22 protein-coding genes and 1 other RNA gene are annotated in these 20670 nt (G+C 57.2%); 18 read left to right on the top strand and 5 right to left on the bottom strand.

Annotated elements, in window-relative coordinates:
- The first annotated feature begins 8 nt into the window (after nt 1-8).
- The 8 genes from zapE to C4S72_RS16355 all read left to right on the top strand — a co-directional run bounded on the left by zapE (nt 9) and on the right by C4S72_RS16355 (nt 6280).
- A complete protein-coding gene (gene zapE / locus C4S72_RS16390; protein WP_104004238.1) occupies nt 9-1118 on the top strand; it encodes a cell division protein ZapE in 1110 nt (369 codons plus the stop codon).
- Between the two features lie 192 nt (nt 1119-1310).
- On the top strand, nt 1311-1742 hold the full coding sequence (gene rplM / locus C4S72_RS16385) for a 50S ribosomal protein L13 (protein WP_104004237.1): 432 nt from the start codon (nt 1311-1313) through the stop codon (nt 1740-1742).
- Nucleotides 1743-1755: 13 nt separating this feature from the next.
- Nucleotides 1756-2148: a 30S ribosomal protein S9 gene (gene rpsI, locus C4S72_RS16380; RefSeq protein WP_104004236.1), complete on the top strand. Its 393-nt coding sequence runs from the start codon at nt 1756-1758 to the stop codon at nt 2146-2148.
- Between the two features lie 282 nt (nt 2149-2430).
- A complete protein-coding gene (gene petA, locus C4S72_RS16375; RefSeq protein ID WP_104004235.1) occupies nt 2431-3027 on the top strand; it encodes a ubiquinol-cytochrome c reductase iron-sulfur subunit in 597 nt (198 codons plus the stop codon).
- Entirely contained in the window at nt 3027-4283 is a 1257-nt protein-coding gene (locus tag C4S72_RS16370) for a cytochrome b (RefSeq protein ID WP_104004234.1), read from the top strand. Before petA ends, C4S72_RS16370 begins: the two co-directional genes overlap by 1 nt.
- A complete protein-coding gene (locus C4S72_RS16365) occupies nt 4283-5056 on the top strand; it encodes a cytochrome c1 (protein WP_104004233.1) in 774 nt (257 codons plus the stop codon). The genes C4S72_RS16370 and C4S72_RS16365 overlap by 1 nt, the downstream gene beginning before the upstream one ends.
- Nucleotides 5057-5155: 99 nt before the next feature.
- Nucleotides 5156-5788, top strand: coding sequence for a stringent starvation protein SspA (gene sspA, locus C4S72_RS16360; protein ID WP_104004232.1), 633 nt, complete (start codon nt 5156-5158; stop codon nt 5786-5788).
- 78 nt (nt 5789-5866) lie between these two features.
- Entirely contained in the window at nt 5867-6280 is a 414-nt protein-coding gene (locus C4S72_RS16355) for a ClpXP protease specificity-enhancing factor (protein WP_104004231.1), read from the top strand.
- A 4-nt stretch (nt 6281-6284) separates the two neighbouring features.
- On the opposite strand, the gene C4S72_RS16350 is transcribed toward C4S72_RS16355, so the two are convergent.
- From C4S72_RS16350 to C4S72_RS16335, 4 genes are read right to left on the bottom strand one after another with little or no spacing between them, the layout of a single operon-like run.
- Entirely contained in the window at nt 6285-6860 is a 576-nt protein-coding gene (locus tag C4S72_RS16350; protein ID WP_104004230.1) for a BON domain-containing protein, read from the bottom strand.
- A 2-nt stretch (nt 6861-6862) separates the two neighbouring features.
- Nucleotides 6863-7450 carry an SIS domain-containing protein gene (locus tag C4S72_RS16345; RefSeq protein WP_104004229.1) on the bottom strand — a complete coding sequence of 196 codons (588 nt, stop codon included), beginning with the start codon at nt 7448-7450 and terminating at the stop codon, nt 6863-6865.
- Between the two features lie 19 nt (nt 7451-7469).
- Nucleotides 7470-7829 carry a YraN family protein gene (locus C4S72_RS16340; protein WP_104004228.1) on the bottom strand — a complete coding sequence of 120 codons (360 nt, stop codon included), beginning with the start codon at nt 7827-7829 and terminating at the stop codon, nt 7470-7472.
- 11 nt (nt 7830-7840) lie between these two features.
- Nucleotides 7841-9664 (bottom strand): penicillin-binding protein activator, encoded by a 1824-nt coding sequence (locus tag C4S72_RS16335; RefSeq protein ID WP_104004227.1) that lies wholly within the window; start codon nt 9662-9664, stop codon nt 7841-7843.
- A 34-nt stretch (nt 9665-9698) separates the two neighbouring features.
- Between C4S72_RS16335 and rsmI the strand changes: the two genes are divergently transcribed.
- From rsmI to C4S72_RS25935, 3 genes are all read left to right on the top strand, one after another.
- On the top strand, nt 9699-10529 hold the full coding sequence (gene rsmI / locus C4S72_RS16330; protein WP_104004226.1) for a 16S rRNA (cytidine(1402)-2'-O)-methyltransferase: 831 nt from the start codon (nt 9699-9701) through the stop codon (nt 10527-10529).
- Between the two features lie 60 nt (nt 10530-10589).
- Nucleotides 10590-10943, top strand: an RNA gene (gene rnpB, locus C4S72_RS16325) — RNase P RNA component class A.
- A gap of 126 nt (nt 10944-11069) precedes the next feature.
- Nucleotides 11070-11822, top strand: coding sequence for a DASH complex subunit DAD2 (locus C4S72_RS25935; RefSeq protein WP_104004225.1), 753 nt, complete (start codon nt 11070-11072; stop codon nt 11820-11822).
- 109 nt (nt 11823-11931) lie between these two features.
- Here C4S72_RS25935 and C4S72_RS16315 read toward each other — a convergent pair whose 3' ends face one another.
- A complete protein-coding gene (locus C4S72_RS16315) occupies nt 11932-12771 on the bottom strand; it encodes an SEL1-like repeat protein (protein ID WP_160115534.1) in 840 nt (279 codons plus the stop codon).
- A gap of 403 nt (nt 12772-13174) precedes the next feature.
- Here C4S72_RS16315 and mraZ point away from each other — a divergent pair, with 403 nt between their 5' ends.
- Genes mraZ through mraY form a run of 7 tightly spaced genes read left to right on the top strand, consistent with a single transcriptional unit; the run spans nt 13175 to nt 20660 of the window.
- Nucleotides 13175-13630, top strand: coding sequence for a division/cell wall cluster transcriptional repressor MraZ (gene mraZ, locus C4S72_RS16310; RefSeq protein ID WP_104004223.1), 456 nt, complete (start codon nt 13175-13177; stop codon nt 13628-13630).
- An 18-nt stretch (nt 13631-13648) separates the two neighbouring features.
- Nucleotides 13649-14587, top strand: a complete 939-nt coding sequence (gene rsmH / locus C4S72_RS16305; protein WP_104004222.1) for a 16S rRNA (cytosine(1402)-N(4))-methyltransferase RsmH — start codon at nt 13649-13651, stop codon at nt 14585-14587.
- A complete protein-coding gene (gene ftsL, locus C4S72_RS16300; protein WP_104004221.1) occupies nt 14584-14973 on the top strand; it encodes a cell division protein FtsL in 390 nt (129 codons plus the stop codon). Before rsmH ends, ftsL begins: the two co-directional genes overlap by 4 nt.
- A complete protein-coding gene (locus C4S72_RS16295; protein ID WP_104004220.1) occupies nt 14963-16705 on the top strand; it encodes a peptidoglycan D,D-transpeptidase FtsI family protein in 1743 nt (580 codons plus the stop codon). Before ftsL ends, C4S72_RS16295 begins: the two co-directional genes overlap by 11 nt.
- The gene (locus tag C4S72_RS16290; RefSeq protein ID WP_104004219.1) at nt 16702-18198 is read left to right on the top strand and encodes a UDP-N-acetylmuramoyl-L-alanyl-D-glutamate--2,6-diaminopimelate ligase; all 1497 of its coding nucleotides are present in this window, start codon (nt 16702-16704) and stop codon (nt 18196-18198) included. Before C4S72_RS16295 ends, C4S72_RS16290 begins: the two co-directional genes overlap by 4 nt.
- Nucleotides 18195-19571 (top strand): UDP-N-acetylmuramoyl-tripeptide--D-alanyl-D-alanine ligase, encoded by a 1377-nt coding sequence (locus C4S72_RS16285; protein WP_104004218.1) that lies wholly within the window; start codon nt 18195-18197, stop codon nt 19569-19571. Before C4S72_RS16290 ends, C4S72_RS16285 begins: the two co-directional genes overlap by 4 nt.
- A 6-nt stretch (nt 19572-19577) precedes the next feature.
- On the top strand, nt 19578-20660 hold the full coding sequence (gene mraY, locus C4S72_RS16280) for a phospho-N-acetylmuramoyl-pentapeptide-transferase (protein WP_104004217.1): 1083 nt from the start codon (nt 19578-19580) through the stop codon (nt 20658-20660).
- Nucleotides 20661-20670: the final 10 nt, after the last annotated feature.

Below are 20670 nucleotides of genomic sequence, written 5' to 3'. Positions count from 1 at the left end.
GCGTCTAAATGACACCTCTGGAGCGTTATAAACAGGACCTGCAACGGGATGATTTTGCCTACGATCCGACTCAGGAGATGGCGGTGGGGCATCTGCAGCGTCTGTATGACGATCTGGTAGCGGCGGAAAATGCGCCTCAGCCTGGTTTTATGCAGCGCCTGAGCGGGAAGCTGCGTGGCGCCAAAGTAGAGCCGGTCCAGGGGTTGTATTTCTGGGGCGGGGTGGGTCGAGGTAAGACCTATCTGATGGACACCTTCTACGACAGTCTGCCGTTCGAGCGGAAGATGCGTACCCACTTTCACCGTTTCATGCAGCGAGTGCATCAGGAGTTGCGCGCGCTGGATGGCACCAAGAACCCGTTGGTGGCTATCGCGAAAAAATACGCAGAAGAAGCGCGCATTATCTGCTTTGACGAATTTTTCGTTTCCGACATCACCGACGCGATGATCCTGGGTGGCCTGATGGAAGAGCTGTTCGGTAATGGCGTCTCCCTGGTGGCAACCTCCAATATCGTCCCGGACGGTCTCTATAAGGACGGCCTTCAGCGCGCGCGTTTCCTGCCGGCCATCGCTCTGCTCAACAAGTACACCGATGTGGTCAATGTGGATGGCGGTGTTGATTATCGTCTGCGTACCCTGGAGCAGGCGGAGCTTTATCACTGGCCGCTCGACGCCGGTGCTGACGAGAGTCTGGAGAAAAGCTTCCGCGGCCTGGCGTCAGACTGTGAGCAGATCGTTGAGGGCGAGATGATCGAGGTTAACGGTCGCGGCATTCCCAGTCGTCGTGCCTGCGAAGACGTAGTCTGGTTTGATTTTAAAGCGCTCTGCGAAGGGCCTCGGTCTCAGAATGACTACATCGAGCTCTCCAAGCTCTTCCATGCGGTCATTCTCAGCAATGTACCGCAGCTCGGGCGCTCCAATGATGACGCGGCGCGGCGCTTCATCAACATGGTTGACGAGTTTTACGATAGCGGTGTGAAACTGATCATCTCGGCCCAGGTTTCGATCGAGAATATCTACACCGAAGGGCGTCTGGAATTTGAAATTCAGCGCACCCAAAGTCGTCTGCTGGAGATGCAGTCGCACGAATATCTGGTGCGTGAACATCGCGCTGGATGACCTCTGGATTCAGTGCTTTTTGCGCTGGATTTCACCGTATGACTTGTCTATAATTCGCGCTCCTCTGCAAGGGGTAGAGGATAGTGTACGTTGTCGCAGGCGCCTGGCGTGGGCGGCAACCAATAACTATAAGGTAAGTCGGAAAGCGAACTTGATTCGGTTTCGAGACTTAAAGGTTCAAGGTATAGATCAATGAGCACAACTGTTAGCGCTAAGCCAGCCGAAGTAAAACGCGACTGGTACGTTGTTGACGCCGAGGGCAAAACCCTGGGTCGTCTGGCGACTGAAATCGCACGTCGTCTGCGTGGCAAGCATAAGCCGGAATACACTCCGCACGTTGATACTGGCGATTACATCGTTGTTGTTAACGCTGAGAAGGTACACGTTACCGGTAACAAGCGTAACGCCAAGATGTACTACCGTCACTCCGGTTTCCCGGGTGGTCTGAAGGAAGCCAACTTCAACAAGATGGTTGATACCTTCCCTGAGCGTACTATCGAGCTGGCCGTTAAAGGCATGCTGCCGAAAGGTCCGCTGGGTCGTGCCATGTACACCAAGCTGAAAGTGTACGCTGGTGCTGCACATCCGCATCAGGCACAGCAGCCGAAAGAACTGAACATCTAAGGGAAGGCGAATAATGGCTACTACTCAGTACTACGGCACTGGCCGTCGCAAAACCTCTACCGCACGCGTCTTCCTGCGTCCGGGTACAGGCAAAATCACTATCAACCAGCGCACTCTGGAACAGTACTTTGGTCGTGAAACCGCGCGCATGATCGTCATGCAGCCGCTGGAACTGACCGAAACTGTTGAGAAGTTTGACGTTTACATCACTGTTGCTGGTGGTGGCGGTAACGGTCAGGCAGGTGCTATCCGTCACGGTATCACCCGTGCACTGATGGACTACGACGAAGCTCTGCGTCCGACTCTGCGTCAGGCTGGTTACGTTACTCGTGACGCCCGTGAAGTTGAACGTAAGAAGGTCGGTCTGCGCAAAGCGCGTAAGCGTCCTCAGTTCTCCAAGCGTTAATTCGCTGGCTGCGGGCTTCGGTCCGCAGTGTCAGAATTCCGAAAAAGCCTGCAGCCATCAGTGGTTGCGGGCTTTTTTGTGTGCTTTTCTGGGGCCCCTGTTTCAGGTCAGTAAATGGTTGATCTTTGGTCGCACCAGGCCTTTTTACCTTGTATCTGTAGGGCAATTTCATTACCATTTGCGCCATTTGAAAAATCCTGATTTAGTGATTTTCATGACTGATAGGCGGCCAGCCTTTTGTGTGTGCGAAAGCGGTTCGTCGATTGAGGGGAGATGAAGTTAATGAGCAATGACGGCGTGAATAAGGGTCGGCGCCGGCTCCTGATTGGAGCTACCTCTGCCGTAGGGGCAGTGGGTGCCGTTGGAGCTGCTGTCCCGTTCGTGGCTTCCTGGAATCCGAGTGCCAAGGCGAAAGCCGCAGGTGCACCTGCAAAGGCGGATATCAGCAAGCTGGAACCGGGTCAGCAGATGATTGTAGAGTGGCGTGGTAAGCCCGTGTGGGTTGTTCGTCGCGGACCGGATGCGCTGGCAAATCTGGAAAAGCTGAACGACCGTCTCGCGGACCCGACCTCCGAAAAGCCGCAGCAGCCTGATTACATCCCGAATACCCCGGCCCGTGCGATCCGCCCGGAAATCGCGGTTATGGTGGGTATCTGTACCCATCTGGGTTGTTCTCCGACCTACCGTCCGGAAGTGGCGCCGGAAGATCTTGGTCCTGAATGGCTGGGTGGCTTCTTCTGCCCCTGCCACGGTTCCAAGTTTGACCTTTCCGGTCGTGTCTTCAAGGGTGTGCCTGCACCGACCAATCTGGTGATTCCGCCGCACATGTACGAAGACGATAACACGCTCGTTGTTGGTGTCGATCAGGAGGCAGGATAATGGCTGGTTCTCGCAACAAAGGTAATCCAGGCCTGATGGGCTGGATCGACGACCGCTTCCCGGCTACGGCCATGTGGGAAGATCATCTCTCCAAATATTACGCACCGAAGAACTTCAACTTCTGGTACTTCTTTGGTTCGTTGGCGCTGCTCGTTCTCGTTAACCAGATCCTGACCGGTATCTGGCTGACCATGAGCTACAACCCCAGTGCCGAAGGCGCTTTCGCGTCTGTCGAATACATCATGCGTGATGTGGAATACGGCTGGATACTTCGTTATCTGCACTCCACCGGCGCATCTGCGTTCTTCGTCGTTGTCTATCTGCACATGTTCCGCGGCATGCTTTACGGTTCTTACCGTAAACCCCGTGAGCTGGTGTGGATCTTCGGTATGACCATCTACCTGGCGCTGATGGCGGAAGCCTTCATGGGCTACCTGCTGCCCTGGGGTCAGATGTCTTACTGGGGTGCCCAGGTAATCGTTTCCCTGTTCGGTGCGATTCCGGTTATCGGTCCGGACCTGCAGCAGTGGATCCGTGGTGACTATCTGATATCGGGTATCACTCTGAACCGCTTCTTCGCGCTGCACGTTATTGCGCTGCCGATTGTCATTCTGGCGCTGGTTGTGCTGCACATCATCGCGCTGCATGAAGTGGGTTCTAACAACCCTGATGGTATCGAAATCAAGGAAAAGAAAGACGCAAACGGCGTACCGCTGGATGGCATACCGTTCCATCCGTACTACACCGTTAAAGACATCGTCGGTGTCGTCGTCTTCCTGTTTGTGTTCTGTACCGTTGTCTTCTGGTTCCCTGAAGGTGGTGGTTACTTCCTCGAGAAGCCGAACTTCGAGCCGGCTAACCCGCTGAAGACGCCTAACCACATTGCGCCTGTCTGGTACTTCACACCGTTCTACGCAATGCTGCGTGCGGTCACCTACCCGCTGTTCGGTGTAGATGCGAAGTTCTGGGGTGTTGTCGTCATGGGTGCCGCTATTGCGATCCTGTTCGTACTGCCCTGGCTGGATCGCAGCCCGGTTAAGTCTGTTCGTTACAAGGGGATGCTGAGCAAGCTGTGGCTGCTTATCTTTGCCGTCAGCTTCATTATCCTGGGTGTGTTGGGCGCGCTGCCTTCTACTCCGGGACGCACCATGGTGTCTCAGATCTGTACCGTACTGTACTTCGCGTTCTTCATCCTGATGCCGTTCTACACACGGATGGAAAAAACTAAACCGGTACCGGAGAGGGTTACAGGATAATGAAAAAGTATCTTATTGCTCTGATGATGGTGCTGGCCCCGGTTACGGCCAGTGCTGCAGGCGGCGCTGGAGTGCCCCTGGATGAGATGAATGTCGACCTGACAAACAAGGCTTCGCTGCAGCGTGGTATGGCTGCATTCGTCAACAACTGCATGGGCTGTCACTCTGCTCAGTATCAGCGCTTCGAGCGCGCTGCCACTGATCTTGAAATGCCTAACGAGCTGGTTGTCGAAAACCTGATCTTCGACTCCAACAAGAAAGTTGGCGATCAGATGACTATCGCCATGCCGAAGGAAGACGCTCAGAACTGGTTTGGTAATCCGCCGCCGGATCTGACTCTGGAGGCGCGCCTGCGTGGTCCGGACTGGGTTTATACTTATCTGCGCAGCTTCTACAAGGATGAGGCCCGTCCTTGGGGTGTGAACAACGTGGTATTCCCGGATGTGGGTATGCCAAACGTTCTTGAGCAACTGCAGGGCACCGTTGTTAACCACTGTACTCCGGAAGAGATGCACGCCGGCGGCCACGAGAAAGTGGATCCGCTGACCGGTGTTCGCATGGGTGGCTGCATGTCAGTCGAGCCGGAGAGCGGCTCGATGAGTGAAGATGAATTTGACCGTTATGTTTACGACCTGGTCAACTTCATGGCTTACATGGCCGAGCCCTCGAAGATGGTCTCTGGTAAGATTGGTACTTACGTGCTGATTTTCCTGGCGATCCTGTTCGTGTTCGCCTTTGCTCTGAAGAAAGAGTACTGGAAAGACGTTCACTAAACACTCGGGTGGTAAGTGAACACAGAAACTACGCGGTCCTTTGGGCCGCGTAGATTTTTTGTTTATACACCTGACTTACATTTTATGGGGATATAGTAGATGGGCGTAGTGGCTAAGCGTTCTTCCATGACCTTTTACTCGAATGGCGATGATCATTACAGCCATCGTGTGCGTATTGTCCTGGCCGAGAAAGGGGTCGCAGTGGACATCGTGGACTGCAAGGAGAGCGATCTGCCGGAAGATGTTGCGGCGATGAATCCGTACAACAGCTTGCCGACACTGCTGGATCGTGAGCTGGTGCTTTACGAGCCGAACGTGATGATGGAATACCTCGACGAGCGTTTCCCGCATCCGCCGCTGCTGCCGGTTTACCCCGTTGCACGTGCGGAGAGTCGTCTGTTCGTTCACCGTATCCAGAAAGACTGGTGCGATCAGGCTGACGTGATTCTTGCGGGCAAGGCATCCGATGCTGAGGTTGAAAAGGCGCGTAAAGAACTGCGTGACGGCCTGGTGGCCGTATCTCCGATTTTCGCCGAAAAGCCGTTCTTCATGAGCGACGAGTTCAGCCTGGTGGATTGCTGCATTGCTCCGTTGCTGTGGCGTCTGCCGATCATGGGGATCGAGCTGCCGGAAGCGCAGTGCAAGCCGCTGATCGCTTACATGGATCGACTGTTTGAGCGTGAGTCGTTCCAGGCTAGCCTGTCCGACGCTGAACGCGAGATGCGCGACTGATTCAACGGGTAAATACCCGGATTTTAAAAAGGGATGAAGTGTACTTCATCCCTTTTTTGTTATTAGAAGGAGGTAAAGATGTCCGTTTCGCCGAGCAGGCCGTACCTGCTGCGTGGATTGTTTGAGTGGCTTAACGACAATGAGCTTACGCCACATATCGTCGTCGATGCGGGCCTTCCCGGGGTGATAGTGCCGCTCGATTATGTCCAGGATGGGCAGATCACACTGAATATTTCACCGGGTGCTGTGCGTAATCTGCTGCTCGATAATGTTGGTGTCAGCTTTAATGCCCGCTTTGGTGGTGTGCCGATGGATGTATTTGTTCCTATTGCGGCAGTGCTGGCGATCTATGCCCGTGAGAATGGGCAGGGGATGGGGTTTGGGATGGAGCCTGGGGCGGATGTTCTGGCTGCTGTCGATTCTCAGCCGGAGCCTGAGCCACCCGAACCGGGTCCGGGTGGCGGCAGGCCCTCTTTGCGCGTCGTGAAGTAAAGGGTCAGTCGATATATTCGAAGACTTTCACGATTTTGCGGACGCCGGTGACGCTTCGGACCACGGAGGCGGCGGTGTCCGCTTCCTTGCGGCTGACCAGGCCCATCATGAAGACGACGCCGTTTTCGGTGACGATCTTGATGCGGCTGCCGGGCACATTGGCGTCGGTGAGTAGCTGAAGTTTGACGCGGCTGGTCAGGTAAACGTCATTGGTGCGCACGATGGCCGAGGTGGGGCCTGCAATCTCCAGCTCATTGTGGATCTTGCGTACTTCCCTGACGCCGGCGGCGACGGTTTCGGCTTCGCGGCTCACGTTCTGGTCAGGTACCTGACCGCTGAGCAGGACCTGGCCATTAAAGCTGGTCACGTTCACGTGGGACTGCGAAAGGGCGGTAGAGCCCTTGCTTATGTTGACCAAAACCTTGGTCTCGATCATTTCATCCTCGACGTAGTTGCCGAAGGTGCGGCTGCCTCTCTCTTCCTCGATCGGCCCTTCACGGGTTGCGCTAACGATGGTTGCGCAGCCGTTAAGCAGGGCGGTTCCCATTAGCAGTGAAAGAGCTACAGCGGATCGTTTCATTATCAGGCTCCGAATAGTTGGTAGTCGATCAGATCGCACAGGCAGTGCAGCACGAGCAGTTGAGTGTGGTAAACGAGTGATTCGTCATCACTCGGAACACAGATCTCGATTTCATCCCGTGCCAGCAGGGCGGTCATGTTGCCGCCGTCGCCTCCAGTCAGTGCTATGACGAGCATTTCCCGGTCGTGTGCAGCCTGAATCGCCTGAACCATGCTGGTGCCGCGACCGTCAGGCGAGATTGCCAGCAGAATGTCGCCGGGCTGGCCCAGGGCGCGGATCTGCTTGGCGTAAACCTCGGCAAAGCTGCTGTCTTCCGTTATTGCGCTCATGGCTGCGCTGTCAGCGTTAAGTGCCAGTGCCGGGAGGCCTGGGCGCTCATGTCTGAAGCGGCTTAGCAGCAGTGACGAAAAATGCTGGGCCAGGGCTCCGGCGCCGCCGTTGCCGACACAGAGAATCTTGCTCTCGTTGACCAGGCTGTGCAGTAGAAGTTCACTGGCTTCCGCAATCAGCGGGGTGTAGTGCTCAATGGTCTGGGCGTTAATTTCCATTGAGTTGTGAAACTGGCTGACGATGCGGTCTTCTAGTTCCATTCGCTCTTGTATCCGGTAGTCATGGGCGGAAGGCGTCTTTATACCATATCGGGGGCTCTCGAGCCGAACCGGATTCGAAGGCGATTACATCGAAGCGGCAGGGTCTGGAGCTCCATTCGGGGTGTTGTTGCAGTAGCAGTTGAGCGGTCTGAATCAGTTTGCGCTGTTTGATACTGTCCACGGATTGGGCCGCGCCGCCGAAGCGGCTGGAAGAGCGTTGACGAACCTCGATGAATACGATGGTTTCTCCTTCGTTCATCACCAGGTCGATTTCGCCCATCCGGCAGCTGGCGTTTCTTAGCAGGCTGCGCAGCCCCTGTTTTTTCAGGAATGTCTCGGCGGCCTTTTCGGCATCCTTGCCCTTGGCTTTGCGATCCATCGCGGCTCCGTTTATTCGCTGGTTATTGTCTGCAGTGGCTGCTCCGGCAGGGAGTGGGTTTGCAGCGCAGGCACGCCCTCACTGAATTTTGCCCAGGGCAGGGTGCGCTTGATGTGCCCCTGGCTGTCCAGGCGAAGCTGGCCGGTCTCGCCGTCAACGAAGGCGCTGGGGTTTTGGCTCAGTCCGCTCAGGTAGGGGTAGAGCTTGTAGGCGTCGATGCCAAGGGCATAGAGTCTGCCGAAGCGGCTCTCCGTGTCGGAGCGGCTCTGCTGCAGTGCGCGGTGCGCCTCACTTGCAGGTTCAAGTACCCAGGGCAGGTCGAGGAAACTGATGCCGTTCAGGTCTACGTCGCGGGTCGGGTCCGGGTTGCCTTCATAGATGTGTGATGTGGCATAGACCGGGATATCACCGGCAAAGTGGAAGGCGAGCATCGGTTTGATCTGGCGGGCATCCTGAGGCAGTGCGGTGAGGATGATTGCATCGATATCGCTGCGTGGCGTCTCATCAAAATCGACGCTCTGTCCAATAACGCGGCGCACCTGTTGGGCGCGGGCCTGGCTCTGGTTGGTGAGCAGAAGCTGGCTGATCTGGCTGGAAAGCTCATCGGTGCCGGTGTAATCGAGGCGTGCGGTTACCTTGCCGCCAAGTGCGCTGAAAGCGCGTTCGAAGCTGGCGGCGAGTCGCTGTCCCCATTCGGCGGCGGGGACGATGATCGCTGCGCGACGGTGTCCATCCTGCCAGGCTTTCTGTGCTGCAAGCTGGGCTTCCTGCTCGGATGAGAGGTCCAGTTGGTAGAGGCTGGAGTTCTGGGGTGCCTTGTTCAGGGCAAGAACGGGCACCGGGAAATTGTTGATCGAGCTGAGTTGGGCTACATAGTCCTGCGACAGGGGGCCTATTATCAGGTCCAGCTGCTGCTGTTGTGCCAGCCCCGCCAGTTGCGCGGGAGTCGACACACGGGTGCTGTCGATGGAAATTATCTCGGGCTGCGCCATGGCGGATTCAGAGGTCATCATCGCGCTATAGAAGCCTTCGCTGATCGCACGTGCCGGGTCGGCGAGCGGACCGCTGAGTGGCAGCAGCAGGCCGATGCGACGAACGTCCGTCACAGCCACGCGCTTGGCGCTGAGACCATTAGGGGGCAGCGCATAGGCGGGGTGATTCTGCCAGAGCGTCTGCCATTCCGTCATCGCGCTGCTGCCCTGGGTGATATCGCCGCTTTGTTGTGCGGCCAGTGCAAGTTCTAGCCAGCCCTGCTGGTAGAAGTCGTTATTCGAGTCGCTGGCTGCCTGGCGCAGTGAGGAGATGGGCGTCTGTTGCAGCAGGCTCCAGATCTGATCGTGCAGTGACTGCTTCTGTTCGTTTGTCTGCTGGTACTGAGCGATGGCGATCAGCTCCATGGCAGCATCCAGGGGCTGGTTCTGCTGGCTGAAGGCCTCGGCGCGCATTTCGCCAAGCTGTGTCTGCTGTGGCTGCGAAAGGCTTGGCAGAGCGCGGGTGTCGAGCAGGCGCAGTGCGCGATCGCTATCGTTGTCCTTCAGTGCTTCGTCCGCGCGCAGACGGGCAATATCGAATGCCAGGCTGGGTGGCAGCCCTCGGGTATCGATACCATCCAGCAGGGCGAGTGCGCGTTCGGTTTCGCCGCGGCGCATCAGCGACTGGGCTGCCTGTAGCTTCAGGTCCGCAGCCTCAATGGGAGGCGCTTTGTCAGCTCTGGCCAGCATTTGATCGATTTCGCTGCCGGGAGATGCTGTGCGGCTGGTCGATATCGGGCCCGCGCATGCGGTTAGCAGAGATATCAACAGGATACAAAGAGGCAGTCTGGTTTTATTCGTCATATACTCGGACACCCGAAAGTATGGATGGATAACGATGTCGGAACCTGTTCTCTCTATTGTCGCGACACCTATCGGCAACCTAGGCGATATTTCTTCGCGTGCGCTGGATGTGCTGGCGGGTGCTGACCTCGTTGCAGCCGAAGATACCCGTCACACTGGCCGGTTGCTCGCGCACTTTAACATTAAAGCGGAGATGATTTCAGTTCATGATCATAACGAGCGTCAACGGGCTGAGCTGATCATTCGTCATCTGCAGAAAGGGGCGCAGGTGGTCCTGGTTTCGGATGCGGGGACGCCGCTGATATCGGACCCGGGTTTTCATCTCGTCAAGGCGGTGCGTGAGGCGGGTTTCAGGGTTTCACCGGTGCCCGGCTGCTGCGCTTTTGTCGCGGCGCTCAGCGCTTCTGGGTTGCCTTCGGACCGGTTTTTCTTTGAAGGGTTTCTGCCCGCGAAAAGTGGTGCGCGCCAACAGCGACTGGAGCAGTTGAAGGCGGAAGTGCCGACGTTGATTTTTTATGAGTCAACGCATCGCATCCTGGCCAGTCTTGAGGATATGTCGTCACAGTTTGGCGCAGAGCGTTACGCCGTGGTTGCGCGTGAACTGACCAAGACGTTCGAGACAATTCATGGCGCTAGCCTGGGTGAGCTGATCGAGTGGATGACGAACGATCCCATGCAGCAGAAAGGAGAGTTCGTGGTGCTGGTGCATGGTGCTCCGGAGAAGGAGGCTGTTATCGATCCTGAGGCTGAGCGCATCGTGCGTCTGCTGGCGGCAGAGTTGCCGCCGAAAAAGGCGGCGGGTCTGGCCGCGGAGATTACCGGGCTGAAAAAGAATCTGCTGTACCAGGTATTGATCGCCGACTGAGCGTTCTCTGGCTATCGCTTTCGCTTGCTATCTATGTGGCGATGTTTATACTGCGCCGCGGGAGTCAGCCAGGCAATCGCTGCTGCGTTCGCGCAGGGGAGGAAAGTCCGGGCTCCGCAGGGCAGGGTGCCAGATAACGTCTGGGCGACGAAAGTCGACGGCAAGTGCAACAGAAAATATACCGCCTAAGCAGCTTTAGGGTTGCCGGTAAGGTTGAAATGGTGCGGTAAGAGCGCACCGCGTGGGTGGCAACATTCCACGGCATGGTAAACCCCACTCGGAGCAAGACCAAATAGGGACCCTTAAGGCGTGGCCCGCGCCGGGTCCGGGTAGGTTGCTTGAGGTCTGTGGTGACGCAGACCCTAGATGAATGATTGTCCACGACAAAACCCGGCTTATCGGCTGACTCCCACTTCTCCCTTCCGTTTTATACTTCTATTACCTCGACCCTTCTTGAGACCTTCTCATTCGCAAGGTTCTGAGGCTAGTCTCGACTATCTCTTTTGCTAGACTGATCTAAGGTGTTCGCAGGAGGTTGTCATGAAGCTCAAGTCTATATTTGTCGCTATGTTCGCTGTCTCTGCCCTCTCTCTGGGTCCTGTTCTGGTGCAGTCGGTTATTACCGTGGATCTGGGTGCCCAGGCGCACGCCAAAGGTGGCAATGGCGGAGGTAATGGCGGCGGCAACGGTGGCGGGAATGGTGGCGGGAATGGTGGAGGGCATGGCAACGGCGGTGGCAATGCCGGTGGTAACGGAAAAGGTCAGGGTAACGCCGGTGGCCTTGGTGCCAGAGGTCTGGGCGCAGCTGCGGAGGGTAAAGGCAACCCTGGGCGGGGGCTGGGCAATAACCGCGGGCAGGTAGCCAGCGCTCTGGGCGCATTGAATGCGGCGCATGCTTCTCCAACGGCGCGTCTTAATGCAGCGCCTAACTCCCGGGTCGGGCTAATAGCCGCTTATGAGCGAGTTGTTGAAGACGGTATTGCTCTGTCTGATCGGGTGGATTCGCTGGCTGAAAGGGTCGAGGCTCTTGAAGATCAGTTAGAAACACTGGAAGAGGGTACTCAGGCGTATGCTGATGTCGAGGCGGAGTTGAGCAGGGCTCGCTCTGATCTGGATGATGCAACCACGAACGGTTTGAATAACCAGGCGCAGGCTGAGGTGACAGCGCTGGCGGAAGCGGCCAATAAAACCTTGTCGCCGACGGTGGTTGCCGAGGTCAACTCTCTGTTGGGCATAGAGTCAGCCGTCGCTGATGAAGTTGCTGATCAGGTTAGTGGCGGGACTTTTCAGTAACGTTTGTCAGCTGCTATTGAGTTAGCCTGCTGTTGAGTTAAATAGAAGCAGGGTGGATTTTTGCGCGGTCGGATCTCAAGCCATGATTCGGCCTTTTGGCTCAGTTAGGTCAGTTGTCAGGGCTGGCTTGTTCTTTTAGTTTGCGCAGTTTCTCAATCAGTCTCTCGATTGAGGCCGGGCTTTTCCCCATAAAGTCCGTGGCTGCGCGTTCGGTGCTTGGTCCCCAGATTCCATCAGGAGAGCCGGCTGAATAGCCCAGTTGGTTGAGGCGTATCTGTGCGTACCTTATGCGGTATTTCTTGTTTAACTGTAAATTTCCAAGGGTGCTGGGCTGAAATGCTGGGCTTATTGGCGCTTGGTCAAGTTTGCTCAGTAATTCCTTTGCTCTCAAGCTGCCCCCTTTGCTGGCGCTGCTGAGCCATTTTATCCCCAGGTGTTTGTCTATTGGGCTGCCCATGCCGGATAAATAGCTGACTCCCAGCAGGTACTGAGCTTCCGGGTATGCGCGCTCTGCCGCCTGGCCGCTCCAGTGAATACCCCAAGCGGGGGATCTGTCCGTTCCATAGCCGTTAAAATAGATTTCACCCAGGTAATGCATCGCTTCGCGGTGATGCTGCTCGGCAGCATTCTTCAGCCAGCGACGGGCTTTTTCGTAGTCGGTGTTGGTTCCCCGTCCAAGGTAATAGGCCATTCCCAGCATGTATTGCGCGTCGGGGTGGCCCTGTTCTGCAGCGTCGCTGAAATACTGCACGCCCAAAGGATAGTCTTGCATCGCATCGGCACCGTTGGTGAAACGCAATCCGATTTGATACTGCGCATCGGCGTCGCCCTGGTTGGCGCGTTTGGCGACTTCACGGGTGGAGTCGGAGGAGTCGATCAGGCCTATTTGAGTGCATCCGCCCAGGATCATCATTGCTCCGGCTGTTAAAAGCAGGGCCAGTCGCCGCATAAGTCGTACACTCCCGAACTTGAATTTTTCTATCTTTTGACTCGCTCCTGAAAAGCTAGCGAAGCCTCGGGTAAATATCCACATCGGGGAGTTAAGCCTTAGGTTTGTGTTTTTGAAAACTGACTCTACTGGTCGATGTGGTTGTTTTTTAAACAGTAATTATTTCTTTCTTAAAAGCCCTCACCGCGGCGTGGGTAAAGGGCATCAAAATAGATCGAAACGGCCAGGGTTTCTCTATTCACCCAAACTCTGTTCCGTTTTTGTTACAGCGCGGCCTTTGAACCTTTTCCACAGCCTTACTCACCCCAGATAACCTTGATTTGGGTAGTGTTGATACCTATAGTGTCGCATAGTGGTATGAAGTGGGTAAAAGTGGTTAATTTTGGGGTGTCCGGTGGGAATCATGTTCCGCGGAATGAATCCGATCAATCTCGATGGCAAGGGGCGCCTGGCGATCCCCTCGCGTTATCGCGAGTCGATTTCGGATCACTGCGATGGACGCATGGTGGTTACCATCGATACGGAAACCAAATGTCTGCTGCTTTATCCACAACCCGAGTGGGAGGTTATTCAGGAGCAGCTCGAGCAGCTGCCCAGCTATGACCCGGGTGCGCGGCGGGTAAAACGCCTGCTGATAGGCCATGCAACGGATCTTGATATGGATTCGGCTGGTCGTGTGCTGTTACCGGCGCCGCTGCGTGACTACGCCTCTCTGGAAAAGCGCATCGTTTTGCTGGGGCAGGGGAAAAAATTTGAGATCTGGAGTGAGGATCTCTGGAACGCGACTCGGGATCTATATCTGCAGGACGAAGCTGTGGGTGCAGAGCTGCCCGAACAAGTAAAAACACTATCATTATAAATTAAGGGCCGGGGCATCATGCCACAAGTGTTCAGCCACACAACCGTATTGCTGGAGGAGGCTGTAACCTCACTCGTTACCGACCCCTCCGGGTTCTACGTCGATGGAACCTTCGGGCGTGGCGGTCACTCCGAACGTATTCTGCGCGAACTCGATGCGCAGGGCCGACTTATGGCTATCGATAAGGATCCTGAAGCGATCGCCCATGCCCGTGAACGCTTCGCCGATGAGCCTCGCTTCTCTATCTGTCACGGCTCTTTTTCCGAACTGGACCGCTTTGTCGCCGATGCGGGTATGACCGGAAAGGTGTCCGGCATCCTGCTTGACCTTGGTGTCAGCTCTCCGCAGCTGGATGATCCGGAGCGAGGTTTCAGCTTCCTCAATGACGGTCCGCTCGATATGCGCATGGATACCAGCAGCGGCGAAAGCGCTGCCGAATGGATCAATCGCGCACCGGAAGAAGAGATCGCAGACGTGATCTATCACTACGGCGAAGAACGTTTCTCCCGCCGCATGGCAAAAGCGATCGTCGCTGCTCGTGAAGAAGAGCCGATTACCACTACAGCCAGGCTGTCGAAGATTATTGCCGAAGCCAACCCCCGTTGGGAAAAAGGCAAAAACCCGGCCACACGGGCTTTTCAGGGTATCCGGATTCACGTGAACCGTGAGCTTGAAGATATTGAGCAGGTGTTGGAGAAGTCCCTCGAGGCGCTGGCGATTGGTGGGCATCTGGTGGTGATCAGCTTCCACTCGCTGGAAGACCGGTTGGTGAAGCGCTTCATCCGCAAGTATGTGAAGGGTGACGAGCATCTGCCGCCGGGCATTCCGGTGACTGACGATATGCTCAATCAGCGTTTGAACAGTGGCGGCAAGGCGATCAAGGCTTCCAAGGCGGAGGTTGATGCCAATCCGCGTTCGCGCAGCGCAGTCATGCGGGTGGCGGTGAAAAAAGCATGATCGCCGTGAAGCCAAAGCTCGGGCAGTTGCTTCGCATCTGGTCAAAGCCGGCTTCACAGACGGCAGGGCCGTCGGGCGATGAGGAGCAGCGCCTGCTGGGTGCGGCTGAACTGGCAAAGCCAGCGGCGATGCTTCTTCTGGCAATTCTGCTGGTGATTGGCTCCGCGATGCTGGTGATCTATTCCGCTTACGAATATCGGCGACTGTTTAACCAGCATCAGGTGCTCAGCTCGCAGGGCGAGGATCTGCAGGTTGAGTGGGGGCAGTTGCTGCTGGAAGAGAGCGCCTGGAGCTCGAACAATCGGATCGAAACCCTGGCAGACAAAAAACTGCAGATGACATCTCCGGAACGGAAAAATATCGAGATAGTGCGGCATGAGCGATAAGGCAACCGACAAACAGGTCAAGGGAGGCGTAGCCCAGGCTCTGGCGGCACGAGGTTGGCGCCTGTGGCTGGTGTTCGTCCTGCTCGCCCTGATTGCGGTGGGCATTCTCGCGAAAATGCTGTCGCTGTCGACAGAGGATCAGGCGTTCCTGCAGAGCCAGGGCGATGCCCGCTCGCTGAGAACCATGCTGCTGCCGGCTCACCGCGGTCTGATCACCGACCGCAATGGCGACCCTCTGGCGGTCAGCGCCCCAGTGGCGACAATCTGGGCCGATCCGAAAATGACCAACGTGGCCGATACCAACCTGCGTCAGCTGGCGCAGCTGCTGGATATGCCGCGCGAGGAGTTGCTGCGTGATCTCAACAGGGATCGTGAACGCCGCTTCCTGTATCTGAAACGCCAGGTGACTCCGGAACTGGCTAAAAGCGTGTCTGCTCTGAATATCGCCGGTATCCACGTGGATCAGGAGTACAAGCGTTACTACCCCGCGGCAGAGGTGGCTACCCACCTGGTGGGTTTCACCAACGTGGATGGTGAGGGGCAGGAAGGTCTTGAGCTGGCATACAACGACTGGCTGCGGGGTGAACCGGGCCGCAAGCTGGTAATGAAAGATCGCACCGGGCGCACCATCAAGCATATCCGTTCACTGGCACCGGCTCAGCCGGGCAAGGACCTGGCGCTGAGTATCGATCTGCGCCTGCAGTACCTGGCTTACCGGGAGCTCAAGGATGCGGTGAATACTCATAAGGCGGACTCAGGTACAGCCGTTGTGCTGGATGCTCATACCGGCGAGGTGCTGGCGATGGTGAGTCAGCCCTCCTATAACCCGAATGATCGCAGCAACCTGCTTACCGAAGCGCTGCGCAACCGGGCGATGACCGATATTTTTGAGCCAGGCTCGACCATGAAGCCGATCACTGTGGCTACCGCCCTGATGACCGGCCGTTACACCCCGGAGACCATCGTGGATACTTCGCCGGGTTATATCCGGGTGCGTAACGCCACGATCAGGGATCACCGTAACTATGGCGAGCTGAGTCTGACCGGCATTATCACCAAATCCAGTAACGTGGGGGTGACCAAGCTGGCGCTGGATATGGATCCGGATGCGATCCGTAACGTCATGCATAACCTGGGGATTGGTCAGGTCAGCGGAACCGGTTTCCCCGGCGAGCGCAGCGGTACGCTGCCGTTCCTGAGCGAGCGTCAGACCGTTGAGCGCTCGACTGTGTCCTATGGCTACGGCCTGTCGGTGACTGCGCTGCAGCTGGCTCACTCCTATATCCCGCTGGCCGATGGCGGCATGCAGCGGCCGGTTTCCCTGCTGAAGCTTGAAGATGGAGAGGTGCCTGCTGGTAAGCGGGTGATGCCGGAGAAAATCGCCGATGAGGTGTTGGCGATGATGGAAACGGTTATCTCCGACCAGGGCACCGGGCGCCGGGCTGCCGTTGATGGCTATCGGGTAGCGGGTAAAACCGGTACCGCTCACAAGGCCAGTGGCGGCGGGTATGCCGCTGACCGCTATTTTTCGGTGTTCTCCGGCATAGTGCCGGTTTCCAATCCGCGCATCATCATGGCTGTGATGATTGATAACCCCAAGGGCCAGGAATATTTCGGTGGCGCAGTTGCCGCGCCAGTCTTCTCGCGGATAGCGACGGGGGCGCTGCGGTTACTTAATGTACCGCCCGATAAGTGGCCTCAACAGGATAAGCAGCAGGTGGTGGCGAAATGAGCAGCGCTCCCGAAATTCAACTGCAACAGCTCTTGCCCCAGGTGCCGCAGCGTATTGCGGCATTGCGCGTTTCCGGCCTTTGCCAGGATAGCCGCTGTGTGCGCCCCGGCGATCTGTTTTTCGCCCGTTCCGGTGTAAAGCATCGCGGCAGCGACTTCATTCCAGAGGCTCTGAGCAAGGGGGCGGTGGCAGCGGTTGTAGACGAGCTGGAGGTCAGCGCAGAACAGGCAGAAGACCTTGGGCTGCCGGTGATTCGTGTGGCTGGCCTGAACAGCCAGATTGGCGTGGCTGCCAGCCGTTTCTATGGTGAGCCGACACGCGAGATGCGCGTGATAGGCATTACAGGCACTAACGGCAAGACCTCCTGTGCACATTATCTGGCCCAGGCCTTGACCGCTTGTGGCCTCAAGGCTGCGCTGATCGGCACGGTAGGTAACGGTTTTCCCGGCCAGCTGCGCGAAGCGACGCATACAACGCCGGATCCGATCCGTTTGCATGCCGAGATGGCGCGGTTGCGTGCCGAAGGCGCCGAAGCGGTAGTGATGGAGGTTTCCAGTCATGCGCTGGACCAGGCGCGAGTCGCCGGTGTGCAGTTTGACGTGGCCGCGTATACCAACCTGACGCACGATCACCTGGACTATCACGGCAGCATGGAGGCTTATGCGGCCGCCAAGGCGCGGCTGTTTACCGAATATGGCGCGCCAATCCAGGTGCTCAATGCCGATGATGCAGAGGGACGGCGTCTGCTGGCGCAGCGTTGTCCGGCAGGTGGAGAGCGCATCGGTTTCTCGGCCAGTGACAGTCAGGCTCAGGTTTACGCAGATGCCCTGGAGATGCGCTCTCAGGGGCTGATGTTTGAGCTGCATACCCCCTGGGGTGAAACCCTCGTGGCGTCACCGGTACTGGGTGAGTTCAACGTGTCGAACCTGTTGCTGGTAGCGGCGGTTCTGGGTGGCATGGGTTATGAAACCGGCAGTATTGCCACTGCACTGGCAGCACTCAAACCGGTCAGTGGCCGCATGGAAGTGGTGAATGTGGGAGGTTCTCCCAGCGTGATTGTGGATTACGCGCACACACCGGACGCCCTCGACAAAGCGCTGCAGGCGGCGCGTGCACATTTGAAAGAAAACGCGAAATTGTGGGTGGTGTTTGGCTGTGGTGGCGACAGAGATAATGCCAAACGCGCGGTAATGGGCGAGATCGCTGCAAGAGGGGCTGACGAACTGGTGCTGACCAGCGATAATCCGCGCTCCGAAAATCCGCTCAGTATTCTGCAGATGATTAAACAAGGTATTCCCGCCGAACGATCCGTGCATATCGACGCGGATCGCGCCCAGGCTATTGTCTGGGCCATCGCCGGCGCAGCTGATCAAGATACCGTGCTGGTGGCCGGCAAGGGGCACGAGACCTATCAGGAAATCGATGGTGTCAGGTATCCGTTCAGCGACCAGCAGCAGGTTAAAGAAGCACTGGAAAAGAGGAGAGCTCAATGATTGCCGACTTTTCATTGAATGCGCTCGCCCAGGTGCTAAACGCCGAGTTCGCTGGCAAGCAGGCAGTGCCGGTGAGTCGGCGTGTCTGTACCGATACACGTAAGGTTGAACCGGGGGATCTGTTCCTGGCGCTGAAAGGCCCCAGGTTTGATGCCCATGATTATGTCGGCGACGCCGTTGGGAAGGGGGCTGTGGCTGCCGTGGTCGATCATAGCGTCGATCCGGAAGTGCCGCAGTTGGTGGTCGCCGACACCTTAAAGGCGCTGGGGATGCTGGGCGGTTATAACCGTCAGGCGTTCCCGGGGCTGTTATTTGCCGTGACCGGCAGCAGTGGCAAAACCACGGTCAAGGAGATGCTGGCCAGCATGCTGGCGACCCTGGGCGAGACCCTGGCGACCCGCGGTAATCTCAATAACGAGATCGGCGTGCCGCTGACGCTACTGGAGCTGGAGCCCCGCCATCAGTATGCGGTTATCGAGCTGGGCGCCAGTGGTCTGGGGGAAATTGCCTATACCACCGCGCTGGCAAAACCGAAGGTGGCGATCCTGACCAACGCACAGGGAGCGCACCTGGAAGGTTTCGGCAGTCTGGAGAATATCGTCCGGGCGAAGAGTGAAATCTACGAGGGTTTGACCGCCTCCGGCGTTGGCGTGGTGAACCTGGACGACCCCCATGCAGATTTCTGGTTAAAAAAACTGAACGATCTGGGTAAGGAAGCGGTCACTTTCGGGGTCGATAACCCGGCCGCGGACCTGAACGTGCGTAATGCGCGGATCGGAGCTCGTGGCAGCTGGGGTGGCGATCTGAACTACCGTGGCGAAACCCAGGCCTTGTCGCTGGCGGTGCTGGGACGTCATAACCTGGCTAACGCGGCTGCAGCCGCCGCAGCCTGGGTGGCCGCAGGTTTACCGCTGGAGGGCGCGGTGGCAGGTCTTGAGGCCTTTCGTGCGGTGCCCGGACGTCTCTGCCCGCACATTCTAAACCAGGGTGCATTGCTGATCGATGACAGCTACAACGCCAACCCGGGGGCGGTGAAAGCGGCCATCGATGTGCTGATGGATCAGCCAGGTCCGCACACACTGCTGCTGGGTGATATGGCGGAGCTCGGCGACGAAGCCGCGCAGCTGCATGCCGAAGTTGGCCAGTACGCAGGTGCGGCCGGCGTGGAGCGTTTGCTGACCACCGGCGTTCTGTCGCAGCAGGCGGCGATCGCCGCGGCCGAACAGGGAAGCGAAGCGAAACATTTTGCCCGCTTTGAAGATCTGCTCTCGGAACTTGAACAATTGGATTTGACCGCCGGAACGCTGCTGGCCAAGGGCTCGCGCAGCGCCGGTATGGAGAGAGCGGTAAAAGCTCTCGTGACTGGAGAATAACCACGCATGCTGCTTCTTTTGACCGAGTTTCTGTCCCAGTTCTACAGCGGGTTTGCCGTATTCGGCTATATCACGCTGCGCGGGATACTGGGCGTATTGACGGCACTCGGCTTGTCTCTGTTTATCGGCCCGCGTCTGATCCGCCAGCTCAAGGCGAAGCAGATTGGCCAGGCGGTGCGTGACGATGGCCCGCAGAGTCATCTGAGCAAGGCGGGCACGCCAACCATGGGTGGCGCGCTGATTATTCTCTCTATCGCCATCAGCACTCTGCTGTGGAGCGATCTGAGCAACCGCTACGTCTGGATCACCCTGGGCGTGCTGCTGATCTTTGGTGCGGTCGGCTGGGTCGATGACTGGCGCAAGGTGGTGGAGAAAAACCCGCGCGGCCTGCCGGCACGCTGGAAGTATCTCTGGCAGTCCGTGGGTGGCCTGGGAGCGGCTGTTCTGCTCTACATGACCTCGCAGACCGCGGTGGAAACGACCCTGATCGTGCCTTTCTTTAAGGAGTTCACGCTGGAGCTGGGAGTCGGCTTCGTTGTCTTCACCTATTTCGTCATTGTCGGCAGCTCAAACGCGGTCAACCTGACCGACGGGCTCGACGGCCTGGCGATTATGCCGACCGTAATGGTGGGCGGAGCGCTGGCGGTATTTGCATACCTGAGTGGCCATGTGCAGTTCGCCAACTACCTGAATATTCCCTATGTCGCCGGTGCCGGGGAGCTGATTATTTTCTGCGGCGCCATCGTGGGCGCAGGTCTTGGTTTTCTCTGGTTTAACACCTATCCGGCCCAGGTGTTTATGGGCGATGTTGGCGCGCTGGCGCTCGGTGCTGCACTGGGCGTGGTCGCCGTCATCGTACGTCAGGAGCTGGTGCTGGTGATTATGGGTGGCATCTTCGTGATGGAGACCGTGTCGGTCATTCTGCAGGTTGCTTCTTTCAAGCTGACCGGGCGACGCATCTTCCGCATGGCGCCGATCCATCACCATTTTGAACTGAAAGGCTGGCCGGAGCCGCGCGTCATCGTGCGTTTCTGGATCATCACCGTGGTGCTGGTGCTGATAGGCCTGGCTTCTCTGAAAATCCGATAGGGCAAAGAAA

The organism is Marinobacterium lutimaris, assembly GCF_900108065.1.
GTDB lineage: Bacteria > Pseudomonadota > Gammaproteobacteria > Pseudomonadales > Balneatricaceae > Marinobacterium_D > Marinobacterium_D lutimaris.
The sequence above is the reverse complement of the archived record's forward strand: the minus strand, read 5'-3'. Positions and strand labels throughout refer to the sequence as shown.

Excerpts from the sequence above, each read along its gene's own strand:
- zapE (WP_104004238.1), top strand. The coding sequence starts at position 9 with ATGACACCTCTGGAGCGTTATAAACAGGACCTGCAACGGGATGATTTT.
- rplM (WP_104004237.1), top strand. The coding sequence starts at position 1,311 with ATGAGCACAACTGTTAGCGCTAAGCCAGCCGAAGTAAAACGCGACTGG.
- rpsI (WP_104004236.1), top strand. The coding sequence starts at position 1,756 with ATGGCTACTACTCAGTACTACGGCACTGGCCGTCGCAAAACCTCTACC.
- petA (WP_104004235.1), top strand. The coding sequence starts at position 2,431 with ATGAGCAATGACGGCGTGAATAAGGGTCGGCGCCGGCTCCTGATTGGA.
- C4S72_RS16370 (WP_104004234.1), top strand. The coding sequence starts at position 3,027 with ATGGCTGGTTCTCGCAACAAAGGTAATCCAGGCCTGATGGGCTGGATC.
- C4S72_RS16365 (WP_104004233.1), top strand. The coding sequence starts at position 4,283 with ATGAAAAAGTATCTTATTGCTCTGATGATGGTGCTGGCCCCGGTTACG.
- sspA (WP_104004232.1), top strand. The coding sequence starts at position 5,156 with ATGGGCGTAGTGGCTAAGCGTTCTTCCATGACCTTTTACTCGAATGGC.
- C4S72_RS16355 (WP_104004231.1), top strand. The coding sequence starts at position 5,867 with ATGTCCGTTTCGCCGAGCAGGCCGTACCTGCTGCGTGGATTGTTTGAG.
- C4S72_RS16350 (WP_104004230.1), bottom strand. The coding sequence starts at position 6,860 with ATGAAACGATCCGCTGTAGCTCTTTCACTGCTAATGGGAACCGCCCTG.
- C4S72_RS16345 (WP_104004229.1), bottom strand. The coding sequence starts at position 7,450 with ATGGAACTAGAAGACCGCATCGTCAGCCAGTTTCACAACTCAATGGAA.
- C4S72_RS16340 (WP_104004228.1), bottom strand. The coding sequence starts at position 7,829 with ATGGATCGCAAAGCCAAGGGCAAGGATGCCGAAAAGGCCGCCGAGACA.
- C4S72_RS16335 (WP_104004227.1), bottom strand. The coding sequence starts at position 9,664 with ATGACGAATAAAACCAGACTGCCTCTTTGTATCCTGTTGATATCTCTG.
- rsmI (WP_104004226.1), top strand. The coding sequence starts at position 9,699 with ATGTCGGAACCTGTTCTCTCTATTGTCGCGACACCTATCGGCAACCTA.
- C4S72_RS25935 (WP_104004225.1), top strand. The coding sequence starts at position 11,070 with ATGAAGCTCAAGTCTATATTTGTCGCTATGTTCGCTGTCTCTGCCCTC.
- C4S72_RS16315 (WP_160115534.1), bottom strand. The coding sequence starts at position 12,771 with ATGCGGCGACTGGCCCTGCTTTTAACAGCCGGAGCAATGATGATCCTG.
- mraZ (WP_104004223.1), top strand. The coding sequence starts at position 13,175 with ATGTTCCGCGGAATGAATCCGATCAATCTCGATGGCAAGGGGCGCCTG.
- rsmH (WP_104004222.1), top strand. The coding sequence starts at position 13,649 with ATGCCACAAGTGTTCAGCCACACAACCGTATTGCTGGAGGAGGCTGTA.
- ftsL (WP_104004221.1), top strand. The coding sequence starts at position 14,584 with ATGATCGCCGTGAAGCCAAAGCTCGGGCAGTTGCTTCGCATCTGGTCA.
- C4S72_RS16295 (WP_104004220.1), top strand. The coding sequence starts at position 14,963 with ATGAGCGATAAGGCAACCGACAAACAGGTCAAGGGAGGCGTAGCCCAG.
- C4S72_RS16290 (WP_104004219.1), top strand. The coding sequence starts at position 16,702 with ATGAGCAGCGCTCCCGAAATTCAACTGCAACAGCTCTTGCCCCAGGTG.
- C4S72_RS16285 (WP_104004218.1), top strand. The coding sequence starts at position 18,195 with ATGATTGCCGACTTTTCATTGAATGCGCTCGCCCAGGTGCTAAACGCC.
- mraY (WP_104004217.1), top strand. The coding sequence starts at position 19,578 with ATGCTGCTTCTTTTGACCGAGTTTCTGTCCCAGTTCTACAGCGGGTTT.